The organism is [Bacillus] enclensis (assembly GCF_001456935.1).
Classification (GTDB): Bacteria; Bacillota; Bacilli; order Bacillales; family Bacillaceae_B; genus Rossellomorea; species Rossellomorea enclensis.
In genome coordinates this window covers 1085096-1109887 of the sequence record NZ_KQ758482.1, presented here as the reverse complement: position 1 = coordinate 1109887, position 24792 = coordinate 1085096, and the positions used below count along the sequence as shown (strand labels likewise).

Genomic DNA, 24792 nt, shown 5'->3' with positions numbered 1-24792 from the left:
TTTAAATAGAAGAATATTATCAATAAGGAGATGAAACAGATGAAAAAGAACTTATTTCTGGAATATGACTTTCAACCCTTTATTATCGGGGCGATAGAAGAACTGGGTTTCTATGAACCGACTGAGATCCAGAAGAAAATGATTCCCTTGATCCTGAAGGGGCAGAGTGCGATCGGTCAGTCACAGACAGGAACAGGAAAGACACATTCCTATCTGCTGCCCATCATTGAAAAGGCAGACGCTTCAGCTGAACAGGTACAGGCTGTCATCACAGCACCGACAAGGGAGCTTGCTCAGCAGATTTATACAGAAGTCCTGAAACTCACGAAAAACAGCGAAATCACTTCCCGCTGCTTTATCGGCGGGACGGATAAACAAAGGACGATTGAAAAGCTGAAGACCCAGCCGCACATCGTGGTCGGAACTCCCGGGCGCATCAATGACCTTGTAAAGGAGCAGGCGCTGTTTGTTCATACTGCTTCAATGCTCGTGATTGATGAAGCAGACCTTATGCTTGATATGGGCTTTATCGAAGATGTCGATCAGATTGCCGCAAAAATGCCTGAAAAGCTGCAGATGCTGGTTTTCTCTGCAACTATTCCTGAAAAACTGAAGCCTTTCTTGAAGAAGTACATGGAAAATCCACAGTATGCCCATGTGGAGCCGGAACGGATTTCGGCAAAGAACATCGAACACATCATTATTCCGAAAAAAAGCCGTGACAAAGTGAATGTCCTGTACGATCTTTTAGTGGAAATCAACCCATATTTAGGGATCGTTTTCACCAATACAAAGTCAAATGCGGATGAAGTGGCAAATGCCTTGATCATGAAAGGGCTGAAAGTCGGCAGGATACATGGCGATCTCTCTCCCCGTGAGCGCAAAAAGATGATGAAGCAGGTGCGCAACCTTGATTACCAATATATCGTTGCGACTGATCTTGCTGCCAGAGGGATCGATATTGAAGGTGTCAGTCACATCATCAATTTTGAACTTCCTCAGGATCTGGATTTTTATGTGCATAGATCTGGCCGTACAGCAAGAGCGGGTAATTCAGGAATCGCATACACGATTTATGAACCGTCTGATGAAGATGCATTGAACCGTCTAGAAAAAATGGGTATCTCATTCAAAAACATGGAACTGAAGAAGGGTGAATGGATAGAGCTCCCGGCATTGAATAAGAGAAAAAGCCGCCAGAAGACAGGGGCGGATGAAATTGATGTAAAAGCAAAATCCCTTGTGCGTAAACCCAAGAATGTAAAGCCTGGTTACAAAAAGAAAATGAAATACAAGATGGAACAAATCAAAAAGAAAGAAAGAAGAAAGAAAAACAGAAGCAAATAAGTCATATGACGTGATTCATTTTCACACATTCGATAAAATGGACGAAGAGATTTTCTTAGGAGTTGAGGAGAATGGTCAAGATTGGATCGCACGTTTCAATGAGCGGCAAGAAGATGTTGCTTGCTTCCAGTGAGGAAGCTGTATCCTATGGTGCCAATACGTTTATGATTTATACCGGTGCACCTCAGAACACAAGAAGGAAGAAAATCGAGGATTTGAATATTGAAGCAGGCCTGCAGCACATGAAGGAAAACAATATTCAAGATATTGTTGTACATGCCCCTTATATAATCAATATCGGGAATACAACCAATCCGGCGACCTATGAATTGGGTGTTAATTTTCTCAGGTCTGAAATCGACCGTACAGAAGCGCTCGGTGCTGGTCAAATCGTTCTTCATCCGGGTGCCCACGTTGGTGCCGGAGCAGATAAAGGGATCGCCAGAATCATTGAAGGGTTGAATGAAGTATTGACGAAAGATCACACTGTTCAAATTGCCCTTGAAACCATGGCTGGCAAAGGGTCTGAATGCGGAAGGTCCTTCGAAGAACTCGCTCAGATCATTGATGGAGTGGAATTGAATGACAGGCTGTCGATCTGTTTCGATACATGCCACACCCATGATGCAGGGTATAATATAGTGGAAGATTTCGATGGTGTATTGGAAGAATTCGATAAGATCATCGGAATCGACAGACTTAAGGTCCTTCACATTAATGACAGCAAGAATCCGACAGGTGCGAGGAAAGACCGTCATGAAAATATCGGTTTCGGCCAAATCGGATTTAAGGCATTGAATTATATCGTCCATCATCCTCAGCTGTCAGAGGTGCCAAAGATTCTCGAGACGCCTTATGTAGGGGAAGATAAGAAAAACAAAAAGGCCCCTTACAAATTTGAGATCGATATGCTCCGTAATCAGCAATTTGATGAAGACGTTTTGACCAAAATTGAAAATCAATAATTTTAAGGAGGCTCTTCTCGTATTGAAGCAGCCTCCTTTTTAAGTATTTATCTGATCAGCTGCATGAAAAGCTGATTGATTTCTTTTGCTTTGGAAGGGCCGATTACTTTAGCAAGATCCTTTACCAGTTTGCTCCTGCCGGAGTCATCAAAGATATTGATGTTTTTCCCTTTTACTTTGTCAACAATCGCATCTGCCTGCTTGGTTGTCAACGAAACATTGTATTGATTGGCATACTTAAGCAATTCTGCACGGTTGATCGTATTGATCTTATGATTGATCACATTTTGTAATAGTTTCATTCAAATCACTCCTCAAAAAATACATATGTGACTTCAGTGAAGAAAGTGACATTTTTTTAAAGGAGAAAAAGAGAAAACGGGAAGCACTGCAGTTTACAATCAATTTCCCATATTGTATACTTTCTTAAGTGCTTTAAATCGTAATGATTCTTAAAAAGAGAGTTGAATACAATGGAACAAAGACAGACTCCTATAATAAAAATAGAAAACCTGAGCTATAGATACGATCGTGAACGGGTGCTCGAAGATATAAATCTTTCCATCCCGCAGGGTGCGTTCCTCGGCATTGTCGGTCCGAATGGTTCCGGTAAATCGACCTTATTGAAGCTTATGCTCGGTCTATTGAGAGTGAAGCAGGGGGATATAGAATTGTTCGGGACCCCGCAGCAGAAATTCAGGCAGTGGGACCGCATCGGATTTGTCTCTCAAAAAGCAAATAGTTTCAATACCGGCTTTCCTGCTACGGTACAGGAAGTTGTGGCCAGCGGATTATCAAAAAAAGCCGGATTGTTCAGGAGGGTGTCCTATACCTATCGAAAAGACATCGAGGAAGCAATCGAATCAGTGGGGATGACCCCTTTCGCAAAGAGGAACATCGGTGAATTATCCGGCGGCCAGCAGCAGAGGGTATTTATTGCGCGGGCTCTTGTCAGCAAGCCGGATATGTTGATCCTGGATGAGCCGACAGTCGGGGTGGACAGTAAAAATGTCCAGCATTTTTATGACATGCTCGATCATTTGAATAAGGATTTGGGAATCACACTCTTACTGGTGACCCATGATATCGGCTCCATTTCCAATAAAGTAACCCATGTCGCATGTTTGAATAAACATCTGCATTTTCACGGGCGGACGGAAGAATTCGAACAGCTTAGAGAAGGTGAGATGTCTTCGTTTTATGGGCACGATGTCCACTTTTTGCAGCACGAACACCATTGATTGGAGGAAAAGCGGGTGCTTCAGGCAATTTTTCAATATGAATTTTTACAAAATGCTTTTCTTACAGGGATCCTGATTGGAATCATTGCTCCGATGTTAGGGGCGTTCATTGTGGTGAGGAGACTTTCACTGATAGCGGATGCTCTCAGTCACGTAACATTATCCGGGATTGCGGCAAGTCTGTACTTCAGCAAGACGGTTCCATCGCTGCAGGGACTTAACCCGCTGTATTTCGGAATGCTTTTTTCCGTTACGGGTTCCCTCTTCATCGAGCGCCTGAGGACATTGTATAAGCATTATCAGGAACTCGCCATCCCGATCATCCTTTCCGGCGGAATCGGAATCGGGGTCATTTTCATATCACTCGCTGACGGATTTACAACAGATTTATTCAGTTATCTATTCGGAAGTGTCAGTGCAGTGAGCAGGAGTGATTTATATCTGATTACAGGGATCAGCATTGTGGTCATACTTGTGATCTTCCTGCTTTATAAAGAATTGTTCCTTCTTTCTTTTGATGAAGACCATGCAAAGGCATCCGGGATTCCGGCTAAAGCAATTCATTTTATTTTCATGGTGATGGTGGCATTGGTCATAGCTGCCTCGATGAGGATCGTAGGAATCTTGCTGGTGTCATCACTAATGACGCTTCCGGTTGCAGCGAGCATCCGGATCGCAAGGGGGTTCAAGCAGACAATCGGCTTTTCTGTCCTGTTCGGGGAAATCTCCGTCGTCGTTGGATTGATCAGCGCGTTTTATTTAGATCTTGCCCCGGGTGGAACGATTGTCGTCACGGCAATTCTTATATTATTGATTACCATAGCCGTAAAGAAGATCATTTCATCCAGGCATTCTGAAAAAGCAGAGGTGTAAAAAATGAATGTAACTCAAGCAATGGACCTTTTAAAATCTGAAGGATATAAACATACGGGCAAAAGACAGGAACTGCTTCAACTGTTTTCCGATTCCAATAAATATCTTACGGCGAAGGATGTCCTGGAACATATGAAAAGTGACTATCCATCCTTGAGTTTTGACACCATCTATAGAAATTTAAGTTTATTTGTCGAACTCGGGATCCTTGAAGAAACAGAGTTATCAGGGGAAAGGCATTTCAGGTTTACCTGTGAAAGCAGCCATCACCACCACCATTTCATTTGCATGGACTGCGGCAAAACTAAGGAAATTCACACATGCCCGATGGATGCACTTAAAGAGAGCATTGAAGAAACAGGTTATGATATTTCAGGCCATAAATTTGAAATTTACGGAAAGTGCCCCCAGTGCCAGTGATCTGTAATCATAAAAAAAGCCTTGGACAATTAGTAGTGTCCAAGGCTTTTTTATTATTTACTATTGCGGAGCCAATTTTGAACCCAATGATTGGCTTCCATCCAGTCATTCACGCGTATGACCCCTTCAGGGATGGCCGTTTGGTTATAAGGGGTATTGAAGAGGATGACAGGGATGTTCAACTCCTCATTGATCATGACTGCATTGTCATGCTTGTCTTCAAAAAAGATGTCGACATCGTGTTTCTGTGCGGTTGCAATTTTATTATGAGAACCGATCAATTCAATATGATGATACATCAAGTCCTTTGCATCAAACCATTCTTTGGTCAATTGAAGAAGCTCTGATGGACGGGCGCTTATGAAGTACAGTTCGTGATGTTCTTTCCAGTCATCAAGGATTTTCTTTGCCCCTGAAGCGAGCGGTGACTGCTTATAAATAAGCGGTTCAGCTTCTTTGAACCAATTGCCGAAGACTTCCGGGGAAATATCAAGTACTTTAGTCAGTTCGTATTGAGTTATATCATTTAAAGTAAGATTTAAATTGAAGAAATCATTTATATGAGGCAGTAAAGATTCCGGAGACGTTACAGTGCCGTCTATATCAATTCCAAAGCGTTTCATGCGTTATCATGCTCCTCTTATCCAAACTTATTCAAGTGTAACACATAACAGCTTATCCCATAAGGCTAAGTTTTGCTCGATGCAGAAAAGTACATCTTACATAAATGACAAACATTAGCATAGTAAAATACAGTCCGTGACAAACAATAAGAAGGCTCCCAAACATCGAAAGTGAGGGATTGCTGTATGGCAGATGAACGACATCGAGATCGTGAAGAGATCGACGTATATTACGACAATCCGGAAATTTTGGACAGAGACCAGGAATTCAATGAAGAAACGGCTGCAGAAATCGCTGCGCCGGTAAACGTAAGCCGCGATTTTGAGGAAGATGCAGCAGAGGAAAGCACGACTTCAGGGCGGGTGCTCGGATACTCGGCACTTGCACTATCTATTCTTTCCCTTTTCATTCTCCCAGTCATCATGGGGGCGGCCGGGATTGTACTCGGATTCGTTGCCAGAAGGCGGGGAGCAGAAACTCTTGGGGCATGGGCAATAGGGATAGGCGCAGTATCAATCATCGTTGGACTGTTTGTACTGCCCTTCTTTTAAATAAATCACTTTTTTAAAATGGGGAGCGTTTTAAAAAAGTAAAAAGAGGACTGAGTGATCAGTCCTCTTTGCTTTAATGAAGCGCCGGGCCCGTGAAACAAATGGGGGCTGAACAAGGCGCTGGAGCTTTTCTTTATAATTGTCCTTCTTTTTCTTTCTTCTCTGCTTCTTGCTTATCGTAGTATTCCTGTGCAATCTTGTCGATTTCCTTTTTCAATTCTTCGACCATTGTTTCCTCAGGAACTTTCCGGACGGTTTTTCCTTTACGGAATAAGAGACCTTCCCCGCGTGCACCGGCAATCCCGATATCCGCTTCGCGGGCTTCACCAGGTCCATTGACCGCGCAGCCGAGCACTGCGACCTTGATTGGTGCTTTAATGGTCTGGATGTATTCTTCGACTTCATTGGCGATTGAAATCAGGTCGATTTCGATACGGCCGCATGTAGGACATGAAATCAATGTTGCCGCATTTGAAGCGAGACCGAAAGATTTCAACAGCTCGCGGGCAACCTTCACTTCCTCCACAGGATCGGCACTCAGGGAGATCCTTAACGTGTTACCAATTCCGAGGCTGAGGATGGCTCCGAGACCTGCCGCACTTTTTACGGTTCCGGCAAATAACGTTCCGGACTCCGTGATCCCAAGGTGAAGAGGGTAGTCAAACGCCTGAGCGGCTTTCGTATAAGCTTCAATGGCTAAATTGACATCTGATGCCTTCATTGAAACGATGATGTCGTGAAAATCAAGGTCCTCAAGGATCTTGATATGATGAAGCGCACTCTCAACCATGCCGTCGGCTGTTGGATAGCCATATTTCTCAAGAATTTTTCTTTCCAGGCTTCCCGCATTCACCCCGATACGGATAGGGATGCCTTTTTCCTTCGCAGCCTTTACGACTGCTTCCACTTTTTCGCGGCGTCCGATATTCCCCGGATTGATCCGGATCTTATCCGCTCCGCCTTCGATCGCTTTCAAGGCAAGCTTGTAATCAAAATGGATATCCACGACTAACGGAATGTTGATCTGTTTCTTGATATCAGCGATGGCATTTGCCGCCCGCTCATCTGGGCACGCAACCCGGACAACCTGGCATCCTGCTTCCTCAAGACGGTGAATTTCCTTTACTGTCGCTTCAACGTCATGAGTCTTGGTGGTCGTCATGCTCTGTATAACTAATTCGTTGTTTCCGCCGATTGTTAAGTCCCCGACTTTTACTGGACGTGTTTTTGAACGATGTATAATTTCACTCAAGTGTAATTCGCTCCTTTAGAAAGGTTCTTCAACTATACATTATAAATAATACGAAGCCATTGTAACAGTGTTTTGCATCAATTGACAAGAATTAGGTGTACTGCAGTGAAGAAGTCAGTCGGCATATAGAGGAATTTTATACGTCCTGCCTATCTGGATCTTACCCGGCGTGGTGTCATTCAGCTCTTCAAAGTCCGAGACGACCTGTTCGATGGAGACGGGCAGCCTGCCCTGCAGTGATTCTTCTACGAGGCTTAACACAGTGTCGCCTGGTTTGATTTCCTTTTCGACATACTTTTGGGATACATCGGGTCCGGAGGGCAGGGGCACAGATTCAACATCTTCTTTCTCCATTTTCTGCGGGCGGGCGGTTACAACGGTGGAATGTTTTTCGGTTAATAAATTTAAAGTACCCTTATTTAAATCATAATAGACGCTGTAAAGAAGAATGATAATACCGAAGAAAATAAACATCCGTTTCATAATGAACCTCCTGTAAATGAAGTTGGGTAAAGGAGACAAAGGCAATGACGAACAAAAAACTGGTTACCGTGATCGGATTGCTTCCGGTTCTCATGGTACTCGGCAACTCCATGCTGATCCCCATTCTGCCGAGCATTGAGAAGGGGCTTGATATCGATGAAAGGTGGTCTGGATGGATATTAAGTTCATTTACAATTCCTGCAGCAGTCTGCATTCCGTTCATAGGTTTCTTATCAGACAGGTTCGGGCGTAATCGCCTGATCAGATATTCGTTATGGACCATCTTGGCTGGAAGTATTTTATGTGCCGTGAGTGTATGGCTGAAAGACCCGGCTTTCCTATTCATGGGAGGAAGGGGGCTTCAGGGGGTTGGGGCTGCCGGCACTGCGCCGCTGGCGATCGCGTTGGCAGGTGATCTTTACAATGGTGAAGAGCGATCCAAAGTTTTGGGGGCACTGGAAGTATTTAACGGCATGGGAAAGGTGTTGGCCCCGATTATCGGTGCGGGCCTGACAATTTTCCTGACCTGGAATCATGCATTTTGGGTTTTTCCCCTTCTTTGTCTAGCGATTCTCTTTGGTCTGAAAAGCAGCTTGGAGCTTATCAATGAAAAAAAACATACACAGGGAGTGAAAAAGTATGCAAGGGATCTTGCATCTGTAATGATGACGAAATGGAAATTGTTTCTCCCTCTATATGCGATAGGCGGAATAGGCTTATTCCTATTATTCGGCATCCTGTTCTTCCTTTCCTACCATATTGAAAATACTTTTCACATCGACGGCTTTTTTAAAGGATTTACATTTATGTTCCCGCTGGGAGCCATGACGATTTCTTCCTTTTGGAGCGGAAAAAGGATTAAGACGGATGAAGAACGGGGATGGTACTACATAAAATGGGGATTGGGATTGATGAGTGTCCCGCTGGGTATATTGGTATTCTTTCACTCATTGAGTGCGCTCCTTTTCCTCCTCACCGCATGTTTCGGAGGATTAGGGTTGATCCTTCCCGTACTTAACACATTCATTACCGGAAGTGTGGAGGAAGGAGAGAGAGGGTTTGTGGTAAGTATGTACGGAGCTGCAAGGTTTCATGGAGTTGCACTTGGACCGATTGCATACTCTTCGTGGATGAAAAATGATACCGGTATGTACATCATTACCTTTCTATTCTCTGCGGTGAATATTCTTTTGTACATGCTCGCTGGCCATCGGGGGAAAGTAAAAATAAATAATCTCATCAAGGAATAGGCAGTAATAAATATATCCATGAAAAACGGGTGTTTATTAATTTATAATTATTATAATTTGTAATGTAAATGTAATAAAAATCCCCTTTTATTAACCTATTGTAAATTTGCACAGAAATCTATTTACGTAAACTCAAAAATAGTTTAAAAATGGTATGGGGTTTTTGTTAGTTAATGTCGAAAATTTAAGTAGGGGTTGAAAAAATGGAATTAAATTGGCAAGAGATGCTGTTTCAGTTCTTTGGTGGACTGGGGATCTTCCTCTTTGGAATCAAATACATGGGGGACGGACTGCAGAAGTCTGCAGGTGAACGTCTGAAGGATATTCTTGATAAGTTCACGACCAACCCGTTCATGGGTGTACTTGCAGGTATTTTTGTAACTGTCCTGATTCAATCAAGCAGTGGTACCACGGTTATCGTGGTCGGACTTGTCAGTGCGGGCTTCATGACGCTCAGACAGGCAATCGGGGTCATCATGGGTGCGAACATCGGGACAACCGTCACTGCGTTCATCATCGGCTTTGATATTGGTGCGTATGCGCTGCCGATCATTGCAGTTGGAACCATCTTATTGTTCTTCTTTAAAAATAAAAAGATCCAGAATATCGGACAACTGGTTTTCGGTTTCGGGGCGCTCTTCTATGGTCTCGAATTGATGGGGGACGGCATGAAGCCGCTCCGTTCATTGGAATCATTCCATGATCTGACCGTCAGTATGAGTTCAAGTCCGATCCTTGGAGTGGTCATCGGTACTTTATTCACGGTGATCGTACAGAGTTCATCTGCGACAATCGGTATCCTTCAGGAACTTTATAGTTCTGACCTGATCGATTTACAGGCAGCTCTGCCGGTTTTATTCGGTGACAATATCGGAACGACCATCACCGCCGTTCTTGCGGCACTTGGTGCTTCTGTTGCAGCCAGAAGGGCAGCGGCAGTTCATGTCATGTTCAATTTGATCGGTTCAACGATCTTCCTGATCATATTGCCGTTTTTTGAAAAATTCATTGTGTTCCTTCAATCACAGCTTAACCTGAATGATCCAATGACCATCGCTTTTGCTCACGGGACGTTCAATGTGACCAATACAATCATTCAGTTCCCTTTCATTGCTTTACTCGCAGTGATCGTGACGAAACTGATCCCTGGACAGGACACATTCGTCGATTCAAACTCAAAGCATTTGGATCCAGTGTTCATTGAGCAGTCTCCATCGATCGCATTGGGACAAGCCAAGGAAGAAGTCCTTCGAATGGGTCAATTTGCGGTGAAAGGTCTGCAGGAGACAAATGAGTTCCTGAAGACGAAAAGCTCAAAAAATTCAGAGGCTGCTTATCAAATCGAAGGGGCCATCAATAACCTGGATAAGAAAATCACAAATTATTTAGTGGATCTGTCTTCTTCTTCATTATCTGAAAATGAATCAGAGCGTCACTCTATCTTGATGGACACTGTCCGTGACATAGAGCGGATCGGCGACCATTTCGAAAACATCGTTGAACTGATCGAGTATCAGCAGTCCAACAAAGTGAAAATCACGGATGATGCGATGCAGGATCTTGAAACAATGTTCAGTTTGACTATCGATACTGTTGAAAGATCTCTAACGTCACTCGATCTGAATGACACAGACATCGCACGTGAAGTAGCAGAAAAAGAAGATCAAATCGATAAAATGGAAAGAAAGCTCCGCAAGCAGCACATCCTTCGACTGAATGAAGGAAAATGCTCAGGACAGGCTGGAATCGTATTTGTCGATATCATCTCTAACCTGGAACGTATAGGGGACCACGCCGTAAATATTGCAGAAGCAGTACTCGGTGTAGAATAATAGAAGAAAGCATAGTAAAGACTGACTCAATTAGCTTGAGTCAGTCTTTTTTTAAAAGGGAGGGTGCAGTAATAATGGATGTGTTATATTGGACGATCATCATCGTACTCATGGTTTTAGCGTTCGTCGGACTTGTCTATCCGATCATACCGAGTGTTTTATTTCTGTTGGCGAGCTTTTTGCTCTATGGTGTCTTCTTTGACTTCTCCCCATTCAACTGGCTGTTTTGGACTATACAAGTCCTATTTGTGCTGTTATTATTCGGTGCAGACTACTTAGCGAATTTATTCGGTGTCAAACGTTTTGGAGGGACAAAAGCAGGGATATGGGCAGTACAATCGGTCTTCTGATCGGCCCATTCATCATACCGGTCTTCGGTATCATCCTGGGGCCATTTCTCGGGGCCATAATCGGAGAATGGATCGTCCACCGATCCTCATTCAAAAAAACCATTAAAGTCGGAATCGGCTCGGTGGTGGGATTCATCTCAAGCGTGTTCACAAAAGGATTGATACAGCTTGTGATGGTGATTTACTTTTTCTTGGTACTTTAATCTTGGTCTGAATTAAAGATTGTTATTGGTTTTGGTTCATTCCAGTGGTTGATTGGAGTGCAAGACGAAGACTCCTATCCGAAAAGCGGAAGGGCTTTGAAGAGAGGCGTGTGGCATAAGACGAATCGGCCTGGAAGGCGTTCTTTGCCTTCTTGGCCGGTTTGACTTATGACATGTGCTTCTAAGACCTGCAGCTAGACAGTTAACCCACTTGTCAAAGGAGGCTCACCAACCGCCCGCGGAAAGCGAAGTCTTGCACGGAAATCAAAAGCGCCATTTAAAACCGAATATATCGTTGGTTAAATACTAAAAAAAAGGGCATTTTAACCCTTGTAAGAATAACCAATCAAAATATTTGAACACATATAGGAGATTTGGTAATCTTATACTGAAACGTCCTGAAGAAATCTTCAGGAAACTTACATAGGGAGGAATTTTATTATGGCTTACAAATTACCTGAACTTCCTTACGCTTATGATGCCCTCGAGCCTCATATCGACAAGGAAACAATGAACATCCACCACACAAAGCACCATAACGCATATGTAACAAAAGTAAACGATGCCCTTCAAGGACATGACGACCTTCTAAGCAAATCAATCGAAGATCTTGTATCCAACCTGGATGCAGTTCCAGAAGGAGCACGCACAGCAGTCCGCAACAATGGCGGGGGACACGCTAACCATTCATTATTCTGGACGATCCTTTCTCCAAACGGCGGAGGAGCTCCAAGCGGTGAACTGGCTGACGCGATCACTTCAAAATTCGGAAGCTTTGACAAATTCAAAGAAGAATTTGCAAACGCTGCTGCAACCCGCTTCGGTTCAGGCTGGGCTTGGCTAGTCGTTAACAATGGTGAGTTGGAAGTAACAAGCACTCTTAATCAGGACAGCCCATTGATGGAAGGTAAGACACCTGTCCTTGGACTTGACGTTTGGGAGCACGCTTACTACTTGAATTATCAAAACCGTCGTCCTGACTACATCAGTGCATTCTGGAATGTAGTAAACTGGGATGAAGTGGCTAAGCGTTATTCAGCTGCAAAATAATTATCATTTAACTGAGCAGAGAGGTTCTTTTTAGAACCTCTCTTTTTTCTGCATAACTTCCCGCCCTTTTTCAAAAGATAGGGGTACGCAAAAGGGGAGTTTTAATGATGAGCAGCTTTAAAAAGATCTTAGGCGACATAGATTTAACAAGAGACCTTACCTTGTTATTGCTTATTGGCGGTTTATATTCACTTAGTATCGCGTTATCGAATACATTCGTAAATATCTATTTATGGAAACAGTCCGGTGAATTTATCGATCTCGGCATTTACAACTTGACCGTCGTGATTTTTCAACCGTTGACATTCATCCTGGCGGGAAGGCTGGCAAAAAAAGTGGACCGGGTGATCGTCTTGAGGTTCGGTGTTATCTTTTTGGCTGTATTCTACATATCCGTATTGTCTTTCGGGGAATCGGCCGAGGACTTCCTGATTGTCCTGGGTGCCCTATTGGGGATAGGATATGGTTTTTACTGGCTGGCCTTCAATGTGCTGACATTCGAAATAACCGAACCGGAGACAAGGGACTTTTTCAATGGATTCCTGGGGACCCTGACATCTGCAGGGGGAATGCTTGGCCCTATTCTTGCCGGTTATATCATTTCAAGATTTGCTTCATTTAAAGGATATACTATCGTGTTTGGCATCTCACTTGCACTATTTACCGTTGCTGTTCTGTTAAGCTTTTTCTTGAAGAGACGTCCTGCTTCGGGACGGTATCTGTTTGTAAGGATATTCGAGGAAAGAAAACATAACAATAACTGGAGGCTGATCACCAATGCCCACTTCTTTCAGGGCCTGAGGGAAGGGACCTTTGTATTCATCATTTCCGTCTTTGTGTTTATCAGCACCGGAAGTGAGTTTGCCATCGGGACATTCGGCCTGATCAATTCGGGAATTGCGTTTGTCGGCTATTATGTCGTCTCCAGGGTCATTAAGAAACAGTTCCGGAAACGCGCCATCCTTCTTGGCGGAATGCTTCTTTATCTGGCCATATTCCTGATTGTGTTTGATGTAACTTATACAAAGCTGCTCATTTATGCAGCTACGATCGCCATTGCTTATCCTATCCTGCTGGTACCTTATATTTCCATGACCTATGATGTGATAGGGACCGGATGGCAGGCAGCGGAAATGAGGATCGAATACATCGTAGTGAGGGAGTTGTTCCTCAATCTTGGGAGGATCGTATCGGTTGCAGCGTTCATAATAGCGGTGACTTACTTCAATCAGGATCAGAGCATACCGATTCTGCTTTTAATATTGGGAGCCGGCCACTCATTAATATACTTTTTTGTGAAAAAAGTGGAGTTACCTGTATCCTGAATATGTAAATACGTACAAAGAGAGGGAATCATTTCCTCTCTTTGTTGTGTGATTTCCGCTTCATGATAGTAGAAAAACTGGGTTATTTTCTATAAAATAAGGGATGGACAGAAAGATGTGCACTACTTTTACATAGAGGAAGGACTGGAACGATTGAAAAAAAGTAAGAGAAAGAAAAAGACACATGTCCCCGTAAGAATGAATTTGCTGTTTTTTGCGGTGTTCTTGTTGTTTTCTCTTTTGGTTCTGAGACTTGGGCTCGTTCAAATCGTGAACGGTGAAAGCTACAAAAAAGAAGTCGAACGAACAGAAGACGTAGTGGTGAAAACAAGTGTGCCCCGCGGCAAAATTTTTGACCGCTACGGGAATGTGATTGTCGATAACATCCCTTTAAATGCGATTACCTATACACGGACAAATAACACTTCGATTGAAGAAATGCTTGATGTAGCTTCTAAGCTTTCGGATTTTATCGAGAAAGATACAAAAGAAGTGACCGAGCGGGATAAAAAAGATTACTGGATCATCAACAACAAGGAAGAAGCAGAGGCAAAGGTGTCTGAAAAGGAAATTGAAAAGCTTCAGAACAATGAAGATTTATCAGAAGAAGAGGTGAACGCAAAAGTCTATAAAATGAGACTTGACCGGATCACTGAGAAGGAGCTCTCATCACTGACGGCTAAAGACCTGGAAGTGATTGCGATTTATAGGGAGTTTACAACCGGCTATGCACTGAATCCTCAAATCGTTAAAAACGAAGGGGTCACACCCCAGGAATTTGCGGTCGTCAGTGAACACTTGAGTGAACTTCCGGGCGTCAATACCACAACTGACTGGAAACGGTCCTATATGTTCGATGATACACTCCGGACAATCCTTGGAAATGTTTCATCCGCACGTGAAGGGCTTCCAAAGGATCTGGTAGATTCCTATTTAGCTAGAGACTACAACCGCAATGACCGGGTGGGGAAAAGCTATGTTGAATTGGAATACGAAGAAGTGCTGCAAGGCCAGAAAGAACAGATTAAAAACGTCACAAAAGGCGGAAGTGTACTCGAATCCCTTCTGATCCAGGAAGGGCAGCGAGGCAAGGACGTCGTACTGACAATCGATATGGAACTGCAGCGCGAAGTCGAAAAAATCATCGAAGAAGAATTGATGAAGCAAGTGGTCAACCGCAGTGAATCACCGGATCTTGACCGTGCCTATGTAGTCATGATGGACCCGAATACAGGTGAAATCCTCGCTATGGCCGGAAAGCAATACGTCAAGGACCCGGAAACAGGGAAGTATGAAATGCGCGATGCAGCGCTCGGCACCTTCACGACCACTTATGAAGTGGGTTCTGTGGTAAAGGGTGCAACCGTGCTGACCGGATATATGACAGGGAAACTGACTCCGGGTGAAGTGCAGATTGATGAACCGATCATCATCGGTAAAGAGGGTACCCCGAAGACATCCTGGTTCAACCGATATGGAAGGATACCGATGTCTGACCTGTATGCCTTGGAGAAGTCTTCTAACTCCTATATGTTCAAAGTGGCCATGAGGATCAATGGTCAGGAATACGTGCCGCACGCAAATATGCCGGTCAATCCGCAGGCAATCAAGACGTTCCGGAACCACTTCTCCCAATTTGGGTTGGGGGTATCAACGGGAATCGATCTTCCAGGTGAAGCGAGCGGTATCGAAGGAAACCTTACAAATCCCGGATTGCTCTTGGATTTCGCCATCGGACAATTTGACACGTATTCTACGATGCAGCTCGCACAATATGTTTCAACAATTGCGAATGACGGATATCGGGTACAGCCGCATATCATGAAAGAAATCAGGGAACCGATAGACGAGAAAGACAGGCTTGGTCCAATTCTTTATGAAAAAGAAACAAATGTATTGAATCGCGTAGAAGCGACTCAATCACAGATTGAGCATGTTCAAAAAGGATTTTACCGTGTGTATCACAGTCCTGAGGGAACGGCCTATGCACAATTCAAGGATGCCCCTTATAACGCAGCGGGTAAATCCGGTACCGCCGAGACATATATTGACGGAAAGCTGAGCTATAATACGACCTTGATCGGCTACGCTCCATTCAATCAGCCCGAAGTGGCATATGCCACATTGGTACCTGCATCGCATGTGCAGGCAAGCGGAGTCGCCGACCCTTATGTGAATAAGTATATTTCACAGCGTGTTATGGACAAGTATTTCGAATTGAAAAAAGAAAGAGCAGAAGAAATGGGAGATCCGACTTCCGTCAACAAAAAGATTGAAAATGCCGATGAGGCGGAAAAAAGACAGGAAGAAGACCGACAAGAAAATAACTGACGAATGATAATAATAGGCTGGGACAAAAGTGTTTTAGTCTGAGTAAAACCCGAGATAATTTGCACACAATGAGGCAAATTATCTCGGGTTTTTATTATGTCCAAAAAACATTTAGGTTTTAGCTGGCGAATCGGCCTGGAAGGCGTTCTTTGCCTTCTTTGCCGGTTTGACTTATGACATGTGCCTCTAAGCCCTGCAGCTAGACAGTTAACCCACTTGTCAAAGGAGGCTCACCAACCACCCGCGGAAAGCGTAGTCTTGCACGGAAATCATTAGCGGTGTAAAGGCCCTAAACTGATATTGTTCGTCTTTATATAAAATTTTTTTAGTTTTGTCCCAACCTGCAGGAAAAAAGTAACGAATTCCACTGAATAAAATGGAAGAATAATCAGCATAATACAGGTTACAAAGGTTCCAAAAATCGTCAAAGCACCCGCGCGGATAAAGAAATTTGTCGAATTTACAAAACCTTTACAAACCGTCAATACACAATTAACACTCGTCTATTAATCTAGTACTCGTAGGACAAAACAACCAATATTCTTAGGGGGAATTAAAGAATGAAGAACTTCAAGAAATACGGACTGCTTCTAATCGTAGGAATGCTTGTTGCTTTCGCAGCTGCCTGCGGGAATGGAAATGCAAGTAACAACGAAGAAGGTGGAGGCGGAGAAGGTGCCTCAGGTTCAATCGTAGTTTCAGGTTCTTCTGCGATGCAGCCATTGGTTGCAGCGGCAGCTGAAGAATTCATGGCGGAAAATCCGGAAGCAGACATCCAGGTTAACGCTGGCGGATCTGGTACAGGGTTATCCCAAGTTTCTGAAGGATCAGTTCAAATTGGTAACTCTGACGTGTTCGCTGAAGAAAAGGAAGGAATTCCTGCGGATGAGTTAGTTGACCATAAAGTAGCGGTTGTAGGTATGACTGCTGCAGTTAATCCTAATGTTGGTGTAAAAGATATTTCAAAAGAAGATCTTAAAAAAGTATTCACTGGTGAAATCAAGAACTGGAAAGAGCTTGGTGGTAAAGACCAAAAAATCACTCTTGTAAACCGTCCTGACTCTTCTGGTACTCGCGCAACTTTCGTTAAATTCGGTCTTGATGGAGAAACTCCAGCTGAAGGAATCACTGAAGATTCTTCAAACACTGTTAAGAAAATCATCAGCGAAACAGATGGGGCAATCGGTTATCTTGCTTTCTCATACTTCACAGATGACAGTGTAACTCCACTATCAGTAGATGGTGTTGAAGCAACAGATGAAAATGTTCAAAAAGGTGAATTCCCGATCTGGGCGTATCAGCACTCTTATACAAAGGGTGAACCAGACGGACTTGCAAAAGAATTCCTTGATTACATGATGAGTGAAGATGTTCAAACTGGATTATTGAAAGACCAAGGCTATATCGCAGCTACGAAAATGGAAGTAGAGCGTGACGCTGAAGGGAATCAAAAGAAGAAGTAATCGACAGTTCAATAAATCAATAGGGTAAATGCGCTCACCGCATTTGCCCTATTATATCGTATTAGGGGTGTTTGACGATTATGGAAAAACATATGCCTGCCTCAAAGAGGCTAGTGAAAAATAATAGATCTTGGATGAACGGGGAAGTTAAAGGGAAGTTCTTAGTAACGTTATCTGCAGTCATCATGATTGTTGCTACAATATCTATCACGATTTTCCTTAGCACGAAAGGATTGCAATCATTCATAAAAAATGGTGTAAGCCTCATTGAGTTCTTAACCAGCCCGGATTGGAGCCCCACAGGAGAAAACCCTGTGTATGGAGCACTGCCGTTCATCTTCGGATCCTTTGCCGTTACGATTCTTTCTGCATTGATTGCCGCCCCGCTTGGTATCGGCGGAGCAATCTTCATGACTGAAATCGCACCTTCATGGGGAAGGAAAATCATGCAGCCGATCGTCGAGCTGCTTGTAGGGATTCCGTCAGTTGTTTATGGATTTATAGGGCTTACAGTATTGGTCCCTTTTATACGCGAAAATTTTGCGGGTATGGGATTTTCACTGTTGGCAGGAACAATCGTTCTTTCTGTCATGATTCTGCCGACTGTTACGACCATTGCAACGGATGCAATGAGTTCACTGCCGAAAAGTTTAAGGGACGGGTCTTATGCTTTGGGTGCAACACGCTGGCAGACAATTAGAAAAGTATTGATACCAGCAGCACTGCCTACTTTGCTTACAGCGGTTGTGCTTGGTATGGCAAGGGCATTCGGCGAAGCACTGGCAGTTCAGATGGTCATCGGGAATACGAGGGACCTTCCTGGCAGTATATTGGATGCCTCTGCAACATTAACGACAATCATCACACTGAATATGGGACATACAACGTATGGAAGTGTTGAAAATAACACACTGTGGTCAATGGGCTTAATCTTATTAGTTATGTCATTCATATTTATTCTGATTATCCGTTATCTCTCTGCTAGGAGGAAAATCTAATGAATAGTAAAACAGCCGATAAAGTGGCGACCGGTATATTTATCGGGATCGCCGCCATCATCATTTCGATATTGGTAGCATTATTTTCATATATTTTGGTAAAAGGGGTTCCGTATATCACCTGGGATTTCCTTACCACCCCTTCAAGTGCCGTTCGTGCGGGAAGCGGGATCAGGGATCAGTTATTTAACTCTTTCTACATCCTGGTGATTACGATGATCATTACCGTCCCTCTTGGTGTCGGCGGCGGTATTTATATGGCTGAGTATGCAAAGCCGGGTAAAGTGACGGATACCATCCGTTCTTGTATAGAAGTACTTGCATCCCTTCCATCGATTGTCATTGGGATGTTCGGTTTATTAGTATTTGTTAACATCACTGGCTGGGGCTATACAATCATCGGAGGAGCACTTGCTTTGACAGTGTTCAACCTGCCCGTCATGGTACGTGTCAGCGAAGACGCAATCAGAAGTGTACCGAGGGAGCTGAAAGAAGCAAGTCTCGCTCTCGGCATCACCAATTGGCATACGGTTAAAACCGTCTTGATCCCGGGTGCATTCCCATCCATTCTTACTGGAGCCATCCTGGCCTCGGGAAGGGTTTTTGGAGAAGCGGCGGCATTATTATTCACAGCCGGCTTATCTACACCGAGACTGAATTACATGGATTGGAATCCATTTTCACCGACTTCACCGCTCAATCTTTTCAGACCTGCTGAAACACTGGCGGTACACATTTGGTCAGTAAACACACAGGGGTTAATCCCGGATGTTGATGAGAAAGCTGCAGGCGCATCTGCGGTCCTTATCATCTCTGTACTGATTTTTAATCTTGGTGCCAGATTCCTTGGAAGCTATATTCACAAGAAAATCACAGCAACAAAATAATAGAAGGTGTGATAAATGATGTCTGTACAATTAACGGAAAAACCAATTAGACCGGCCGATAAAAAATCATCCAGGGAAATCATCTTGGATGTGCAGGACCTCAACTTTTATTACGGCGATAATCATGCTGTAAAGAATATTAATATGAAAATAGAGAAGAACGCGGTAACGGCATTGATCGGTCCGTCAGGATGCGGGAAATCCACATTCCTAAGGACAGTCAATCGAATGAACGACCTCGTCCCGATTGCTCGTGCTGAAGGGAAGATCATGTATGAGGATGTCAACCTTCTCGGGAAAAACATTGACGTCGTGGCACTGAGAAAAGAGATCGGTATGGTTTTCCAAAAGCCGAATCCATTCAATAAATCAATTTATGAGAACATCACTCATGCCCTTAAGTTTTCCGGTATCAAAAAGAAGAGTACTCTTATGGACACTGTAGAAGAAAGTTTAAGGAAGGCTGCCTTATGGGATGAAGTAAAGGATCGTCTTCATACATCAGCCCTTTCTCTATCAGGCGGACAGCAGCAGCGTCTTTGCATTGCCAGGACGATTGCGATGAAACCAACCGTCATGCTGCTTGATGAGCCGGCATCTGCACTTGATCCGATTTCAAATGCAAAAATAGAGGAATTGATCACTGAATTGAAGAAAGACTATACAATCGTCATTGTTACACACAATATGGGGCAGGCTTCCCGGGTTTCCGACAAAACGGCTTTCTTCTATAACGGTGATCTGGTTGAATTTGACGAGACGGAGAAGATATTCACAAACCCATCAGAGAAACGTACGGAAGACTATATCTCAGGGCGTTTCAGTTGATCGAAGAGGATGGAGGGGTACTAAAATGACAACAGCTGTAGAAAAGAAAACGATATTCAATGTAGATGACCTGAATTTATGGTATGGAAATAACTATGCGCTAAAAAATATTACATTTCCAATCCTTGAGAAGGAAGTGACCGCCATCATCGGTCCTTCTGGCTGCGGGAAATCAACGTTTGTCAAAACGTTGAATCTGATGAATCGTTCCGTGCCCGGGATTAAAATGTCAGGTGAAATAAATTATAAAGGCAAAAACATTCTTTCGGACCGCATCGACCTGGTTGAGCTTAGGAAAAACGTCGGAATGGTCTTCCAGAAGGGGAATCCCTTCCCTCAGAGCATTTTTGACAATGTCACTTTCGGGCCAAAGATCCACGGTACCAAAAAGAAGGCTGAACTGGATGAAATCGTAGAAACCAGCCTTAAGAATGTTGCACTGTGGGATGAAGTAAAAGACCGTTTGGATGCTCCAGCGCTTGGACTTTCCGGGGGTCAGCAGCAGCGCTTGTGCATTGCCCGAGCAATGGCCACCAAGCCGGATGTCCTTTTGATGGATGAACCTACGTCCGCGCTTGACCCTATCTCTACGGTGAAAATCGAAGAGTTGATCGCAGAGCTGAAAAAACAATATACAATCGTCATCGTCACCCATAATATGCAGCAGGCTGCAAGGGTGTCGGATAAAACGGCATTTTTCCTTCTCGGGGACTTAATTGAATTGGACGAAACTGATAAAATCTTCTCAAATCCAGCTGACAAACGTACAGAAGACTACATCAGCGGCAGATTTGGCTGATTTTAGCTCATAAAAGACGATAAAGGGGAATGAATTCATGGTGAACAGAACGCATTTTGATAACAAATTGAAAGAACTGAAAGAAAAATTATTCGACATGGCTGATTTGGCAAAAGTATCTCTTAGGGAATCGATTGAGACACTTAAAACTCAAGACACAGAAAAAGCCAGGGAAATCATTAGCAAAGACCGTCTAATTAACAAATTTGATAACGAAATCAACAATATGGCTATCGTACTGATTGCGAAAGAGTCACCAGTAGCAACTGATTTGCGTAAAATCATCTCCGCTTTAAGAATTTGTTCCGAGATTGAACGGATCGGTGATATGGCCACCAATATCAGTAAAGCCACTCTGCACATCGGCGATCAAAAATTGATTAAACCGATTGAAGAAATCCCAAGGATGCTGTCGATTGCAGAAGAAATGCTTGAAGACGCCCTGAAAGCATTTTATGAAGAAGATGCTGCTGCTGCAAGAAAGATAGCCGACCGTGATGATGAAGTCGATGAGCTTTACGGAAAGCTAGTCCAGGAACTGATGACATACATCCCTCAATATCCGGACGAGATCAGCCAGATCACTCAGCTTGCGTTTACGTGCAGATATATTGAGCGCGTTGCCGACCATGTTACGAACATTTGTGAGAACGTCATTTACCTCGTGACCGGAGAGCGCTTTGATTTAAATGACTAAAATGAAAAAACCACTAGTCCAGATCGATGGACTAGTGGTTTTTTTGTATGCATCCCTTTGTAAATGGTATGTAAATTCTTTGTTAACAATCAACCGTACGTATAGAAAAAAAACGGTATCTGGTCCATAGTTTATATAGGTAAAAAGTCATATAAAACCGGGAGACTCATGTGAAAAACAAACTATCTGGCATCTTGTCGTCCATGTCCAAATTTTTTAATCGTTTTTTTCTGTCGGCATCAATAAAAAAGAAGCTTGCCTATACCTTTTTATTAAGTTCAAGTCTTTATTTGGCGGCCAGTGTAATCGCTGCCTATTCTGCAAATGGAATGTTAAGTAATATGAATTCGGTGAAAAAAACAGGTGATAAGTCTATTACCGTTACTGAGATTGGGAGATTGATCAATGCAAAAGATATCAGGATTGCAGATTATATAACGTTTCTTAATGAGGAGGATTTAAGAGAATATCGAACGTTAAGAAAAGAATTAAATAAAGAACTGAACCATTTAATGAGTTATTCAAACAGAGAAAATAAAGACTTGCTTCATAGCGTAGTGAAAAACAATAAATTGATCGATGAATTATTCATCAAGGAGGTAGCACCTGCAGTCATCCGGCTTGATGAAGAAATATATACGGAATCCAGAAAGGAAATCAGTCGGTTAAGGAATCAAAATAACAAATTACTGACTGAATTCAGGGCCGGTACATTAGAAGACCAAAACCGAATAATGAATGATATGCGGGATACTGTATTCAAATCCCTTGTTTTGGTAATCATAACTGCTGCTGCAGCACTCATCATCAGCTTCGTTCTCGTACATTTTGTTTCTGAGTATATTAAGAAAAGGGTCCATTCAATCCTGAATATTACTGATGCAGTCTCCCGTGGTGAACTAAATCATGCCCTCCGTCCGCCTGAACCCTATGAAGATGAATTAGGGAAATTAAGCAATTCCATCGGAAGTATGGTATTAAAATTAAGAGAATTGGTTACCGGCATAAACAGAGGGCACATATTGTAAATGAACAAAGCAAAGGGTTAAGGAATGTTGCACAAGCTGTCAAAGAGTCTTCCGACACAGTCACAAGCTACATCGATCATCTGACACAGAGTTCAGAGCAGCAGGCTGCATCCACACTCCAGCTTTCGCATAGCAATGAAACATTTGATCATCAGCTTTCCAATGTAGATAAGAAATGTAAACAGCTCAAAGATGTATCCGACGAGGTGAAAGCAGTCACTGTTTCAGGATACAAATCGATGAATGATACGATGAATGGGATCAATCAACTATACGATACAATAAAGCATACATATACAATGATCGACCATATGGAAGAAAGCGTAAGGCAAATTATCAAGCTTACCGATTCAATAAAAAAGATAGCTGTACAAACGAATCTTCTTTCATTGAATGCGTCGATTGAGGCCGCTAGAGCAGGAGAAGCAGGGAAAGGGTTTGCGGTGGTGGCCGATGAAGTACGTAAATTGGCAGGAGATGTACAAGGGTCCCTGGCTGAAATCAACTCTGTAGTTCACAACGTGCAGGAATCCACCGGTTCGATCACATCATCTTTGAAAAAAGGGTATACTGAGTTAAATGAAGGGAGAGAGTTAATCAATCTATCAGGTCGGCACTTCAGTAATATAAAATCACGGATTGAAGGCATGACAGGCTTTATCAACGAGATTTCCATGAGTATAGAGATGCTGAACGAAGGAAAAAAACAAATGAGCGGTGCATTTCATGCTGTGTCTGATGTGGGGGAAGAACTAAATGATGGAGCAATGATGATCAGTTCTTCTGTCCAAGAGCAGCATGTAATGGTGGAGTCGATGTTTTCCAATTCTGATTTTCTCTTGTATGAAGCCGATGAATTATCGGGGCTGGTGAAGAAATTCATAATGGAATAACCTTAAAAAAACGTGTGGACAAAACAGATGTCCGCACGTTTTTTATGGTTGTGGCTTTTTTAGTTTGTGATTTGTTTTGCGACTTCCTCTACCGTCATCTCAGAGTTAACAAGAAAATCACCGATTTGTATTTTATCAGCATACTCATTATCCACGATAAACTGTACGAAATCCTCATCTTCACTGATAATGTTAGCATCTTTCAATTTCTCTTCAATATCACCTGGGGTCATTCCAGGTTTGATTGTCAAGGTCAATTGATATTTGTCTGTCTGGCGGGCATCTTCTTCCTTGCCTTTTTCAGACTTATATCGTTCAAGTTGTTCTTTCAAGACGGAGATTTCTTTTTCTTTTTCCTGTACTTCTGACTCATTTACGACGATACTGCCTTCTGGGATAGAAGTTGAATCCTGCAAAGGAGCCTCATGAAAATAAAGATTATAAAGAAATATGATTACGGCTGTGAACAATATGCCCGCTGAAAAGGCTCTGGTTGTCTGTTTATTCATATGGGCTCCTTTCTAAAGCGCGGAAATGATGTGGGCGACTTCCGACTTTGTAAGTGCTGATTGTTTTGCAATCTGGTCCAGCGGGGTCCCCTGCTGATGGAGGGCGATGACTTGATTCCTTACCACTTCATGAATCGGTTTCTTAAGGGAGGGATTACCTTTCCGAAACACTTCTCCGTCCATCATAAGTTCTTCCTCCAGCACTTTCAGCCGTTTTTTTAATTGATAATTTTCCTGCAGAACAGTCATCGATAACTCTTCCACTTCTTTCTCGATTGCCGCATACCTGTCTTTTTGAAAAAAAGATAGAAAGAATAATAGAATGGAAAATCCCAATAATCCAATAAGTAATGTTTCCAAAAAAATCACCTCTTGCTAATTTATTCTTCCTTATTTATAGCATAGTGGCAAAGCGTTCTCTAGTGAAGGAAAGAATAATTTGTAAAAAATCTAGTTTATTTGTCAGGCGGCTCTTGATTCAACAGTGAAAATTATGTCGTAACCTAAATGAAATCGCTTTATATGCACAATTTAAGAAAAGTTGGAGAAATTATATAGGGTTTTTGCTTTATCCTTACGTTGTTTTCATCCCA

At 43.0% G+C, this 24792-nt stretch carries 25 protein-coding genes and 1 pseudogene; 20 read left to right on the top strand and 6 right to left on the bottom strand.

Going from position 1 to position 24792, the window contains the following annotated elements:
• Window positions 1-39 precede the first annotated feature (39 nt).
• Together AS034_RS05620 and AS034_RS05615 are read left to right on the top strand one after the other, a co-directional pair.
• A complete protein-coding gene (locus AS034_RS05620) occupies window positions 40-1347 on the top strand; it encodes a DEAD/DEAH box helicase (RefSeq protein WP_032087626.1) in 1308 nt (435 codons plus the stop codon).
• A 71-nt stretch (window positions 1348-1418) separates the two neighbouring features.
• Complete coding sequence (locus AS034_RS05615; RefSeq protein ID WP_058297803.1) at window positions 1419-2312, top strand: deoxyribonuclease IV; 894 nt, start codon at window positions 1419-1421, stop codon at window positions 2310-2312.
• Window positions 2313-2359: 47 nt separating this feature from the next.
• Here AS034_RS05615 and AS034_RS05610 read toward each other — a convergent pair whose 3' ends face one another.
• Complete coding sequence (locus tag AS034_RS05610) at window positions 2360-2614, bottom strand: DUF2624 domain-containing protein (protein ID WP_058297802.1); 255 nt, start codon at window positions 2612-2614, stop codon at window positions 2360-2362.
• Window positions 2615-2785: 171 nt separating this feature from the next.
• On the opposite strand from AS034_RS05610, the gene AS034_RS05605 reads away from it, so the two are divergent.
• From AS034_RS05605 to AS034_RS05595, 3 genes are read left to right on the top strand one after another with little or no spacing between them, the layout of a single operon-like run.
• On the top strand, window positions 2786-3553 hold the full coding sequence (locus AS034_RS05605; RefSeq protein ID WP_058297801.1) for a metal ABC transporter ATP-binding protein: 768 nt from the start codon (window positions 2786-2788) through the stop codon (window positions 3551-3553).
• Window positions 3554-3568: 15 nt separating this feature from the next.
• Window positions 3569-4426: a metal ABC transporter permease gene (locus tag AS034_RS05600; RefSeq protein WP_032087630.1), complete on the top strand. Its 858-nt coding sequence runs from the start codon at window positions 3569-3571 to the stop codon at window positions 4424-4426.
• Window positions 4427-4429: 3 nt separating this feature from the next.
• The gene (locus AS034_RS05595; RefSeq protein ID WP_032087631.1) at window positions 4430-4846 is read left to right on the top strand and encodes a Fur family transcriptional regulator; all 417 of its coding nucleotides are present in this window, start codon (window positions 4430-4432) and stop codon (window positions 4844-4846) included.
• Window positions 4847-4899: 53 nt separating this feature from the next.
• Here AS034_RS05595 and AS034_RS05590 read toward each other — a convergent pair whose 3' ends face one another.
• Window positions 4900-5469 (bottom strand): hypothetical protein, encoded by a 570-nt coding sequence (locus tag AS034_RS05590; RefSeq protein WP_058297800.1) that lies wholly within the window; start codon window positions 5467-5469, stop codon window positions 4900-4902.
• A gap of 186 nt (window positions 5470-5655) precedes the next feature.
• Here AS034_RS05590 and AS034_RS05585 point away from each other — a divergent pair, with 186 nt between their 5' ends.
• A complete protein-coding gene (locus tag AS034_RS05585; RefSeq protein ID WP_032087633.1) occupies window positions 5656-6021 on the top strand; it encodes a DUF4190 domain-containing protein in 366 nt (121 codons plus the stop codon).
• 133 nt (window positions 6022-6154) lie between these two features.
• On the opposite strand, the gene ispG is transcribed toward AS034_RS05585, so the two are convergent.
• A complete protein-coding gene (gene ispG / locus AS034_RS05580) occupies window positions 6155-7264 on the bottom strand; it encodes a flavodoxin-dependent (E)-4-hydroxy-3-methylbut-2-enyl-diphosphate synthase (protein ID WP_176716082.1) in 1110 nt (369 codons plus the stop codon).
• A gap of 123 nt (window positions 7265-7387) precedes the next feature.
• The gene (locus AS034_RS05575; protein ID WP_058297799.1) at window positions 7388-7756 is read right to left on the bottom strand and encodes a hypothetical protein; all 369 of its coding nucleotides are present in this window, start codon (window positions 7754-7756) and stop codon (window positions 7388-7390) included.
• Between the two features lie 44 nt (window positions 7757-7800).
• Between AS034_RS05575 and AS034_RS05570 the strand changes: the two genes are divergently transcribed.
• The 14 genes and pseudogenes from AS034_RS05570 to AS034_RS05505 all read left to right on the top strand — a co-directional run bounded on the left by AS034_RS05570 (window position 7801) and on the right by AS034_RS05505 (window position 23690).
• Window positions 7801-9006 (top strand): MFS transporter, encoded by a 1206-nt coding sequence (locus AS034_RS05570; protein ID WP_058297798.1) that lies wholly within the window; start codon window positions 7801-7803, stop codon window positions 9004-9006.
• A gap of 203 nt (window positions 9007-9209) precedes the next feature.
• Window positions 9210-10838 (top strand): Na/Pi cotransporter family protein, encoded by a 1629-nt coding sequence (locus AS034_RS05565; RefSeq protein ID WP_032087637.1) that lies wholly within the window; start codon window positions 9210-9212, stop codon window positions 10836-10838.
• A 74-nt stretch (window positions 10839-10912) separates the two neighbouring features.
• Window positions 10913-11391: pseudogene (locus AS034_RS23470) on the top strand (DUF456 domain-containing protein).
• Window positions 11392-11832: 441 nt separating this feature from the next.
• The gene (gene sodA / locus AS034_RS05555; protein ID WP_032087639.1) at window positions 11833-12441 is read left to right on the top strand and encodes a superoxide dismutase SodA; all 609 of its coding nucleotides are present in this window, start codon (window positions 11833-11835) and stop codon (window positions 12439-12441) included.
• A gap of 107 nt (window positions 12442-12548) precedes the next feature.
• Entirely contained in the window at window positions 12549-13766 is a 1218-nt protein-coding gene (locus AS034_RS05550) for an MFS transporter (RefSeq protein ID WP_032087667.1), read from the top strand.
• 132 nt (window positions 13767-13898) lie between these two features.
• On the top strand, window positions 13899-16097 hold the full coding sequence (locus tag AS034_RS05545; protein WP_419184975.1) for a peptidoglycan D,D-transpeptidase FtsI family protein: 2199 nt from the start codon (window positions 13899-13901) through the stop codon (window positions 16095-16097).
• Between the two features lie 560 nt (window positions 16098-16657).
• On the top strand, window positions 16658-17560 hold the full coding sequence (locus AS034_RS05540) for a phosphate ABC transporter substrate-binding protein (RefSeq protein ID WP_032087640.1): 903 nt from the start codon (window positions 16658-16660) through the stop codon (window positions 17558-17560).
• A gap of 92 nt (window positions 17561-17652) precedes the next feature.
• Window positions 17653-18558, top strand: a complete 906-nt coding sequence (pstC, locus tag AS034_RS05535) for a phosphate ABC transporter permease subunit PstC (RefSeq protein ID WP_411159964.1) — start codon at window positions 17653-17655, stop codon at window positions 18556-18558.
• Window positions 18558-19445: a phosphate ABC transporter permease PstA gene (gene pstA, locus AS034_RS05530; RefSeq protein WP_032087642.1), complete on the top strand. Its 888-nt coding sequence runs from the start codon at window positions 18558-18560 to the stop codon at window positions 19443-19445. The genes pstC and pstA overlap by 1 nt, the downstream gene beginning before the upstream one ends.
• A gap of 18 nt (window positions 19446-19463) precedes the next feature.
• Entirely contained in the window at window positions 19464-20273 is an 810-nt protein-coding gene (gene pstB / locus AS034_RS05525) for a phosphate ABC transporter ATP-binding protein PstB (RefSeq protein ID WP_032087669.1), read from the top strand.
• A 25-nt stretch (window positions 20274-20298) separates the two neighbouring features.
• Window positions 20299-21072: a phosphate ABC transporter ATP-binding protein PstB gene (gene pstB / locus AS034_RS05520; RefSeq protein WP_032087643.1), complete on the top strand. Its 774-nt coding sequence runs from the start codon at window positions 20299-20301 to the stop codon at window positions 21070-21072.
• 37 nt (window positions 21073-21109) lie between these two features.
• The gene (gene phoU, locus AS034_RS05515) at window positions 21110-21769 is read left to right on the top strand and encodes a phosphate signaling complex protein PhoU (protein WP_032087644.1); all 660 of its coding nucleotides are present in this window, start codon (window positions 21110-21112) and stop codon (window positions 21767-21769) included.
• A gap of 170 nt (window positions 21770-21939) precedes the next feature.
• A complete protein-coding gene (locus AS034_RS05510) occupies window positions 21940-22797 on the top strand; it encodes a methyl-accepting chemotaxis protein (protein ID WP_058297796.1) in 858 nt (285 codons plus the stop codon).
• 239 nt (window positions 22798-23036) lie between these two features.
• A complete protein-coding gene (locus AS034_RS05505) occupies window positions 23037-23690 on the top strand; it encodes a methyl-accepting chemotaxis protein (protein ID WP_058297795.1) in 654 nt (217 codons plus the stop codon).
• Between the two features lie 59 nt (window positions 23691-23749).
• On the opposite strand, the gene AS034_RS05500 is transcribed toward AS034_RS05505, so the two are convergent.
• Both AS034_RS05500 and AS034_RS05495 read right to left on the bottom strand, forming a co-directional pair.
• Window positions 23750-24199, bottom strand: coding sequence for a hypothetical protein (locus AS034_RS05500; protein ID WP_058297794.1), 450 nt, complete (start codon window positions 24197-24199; stop codon window positions 23750-23752).
• A 12-nt stretch (window positions 24200-24211) separates the two neighbouring features.
• A complete protein-coding gene (locus tag AS034_RS05495) occupies window positions 24212-24559 on the bottom strand; it encodes a helix-turn-helix domain-containing protein (RefSeq protein WP_032087646.1) in 348 nt (115 codons plus the stop codon).
• Window positions 24560-24792 lie beyond the last annotated feature (233 nt).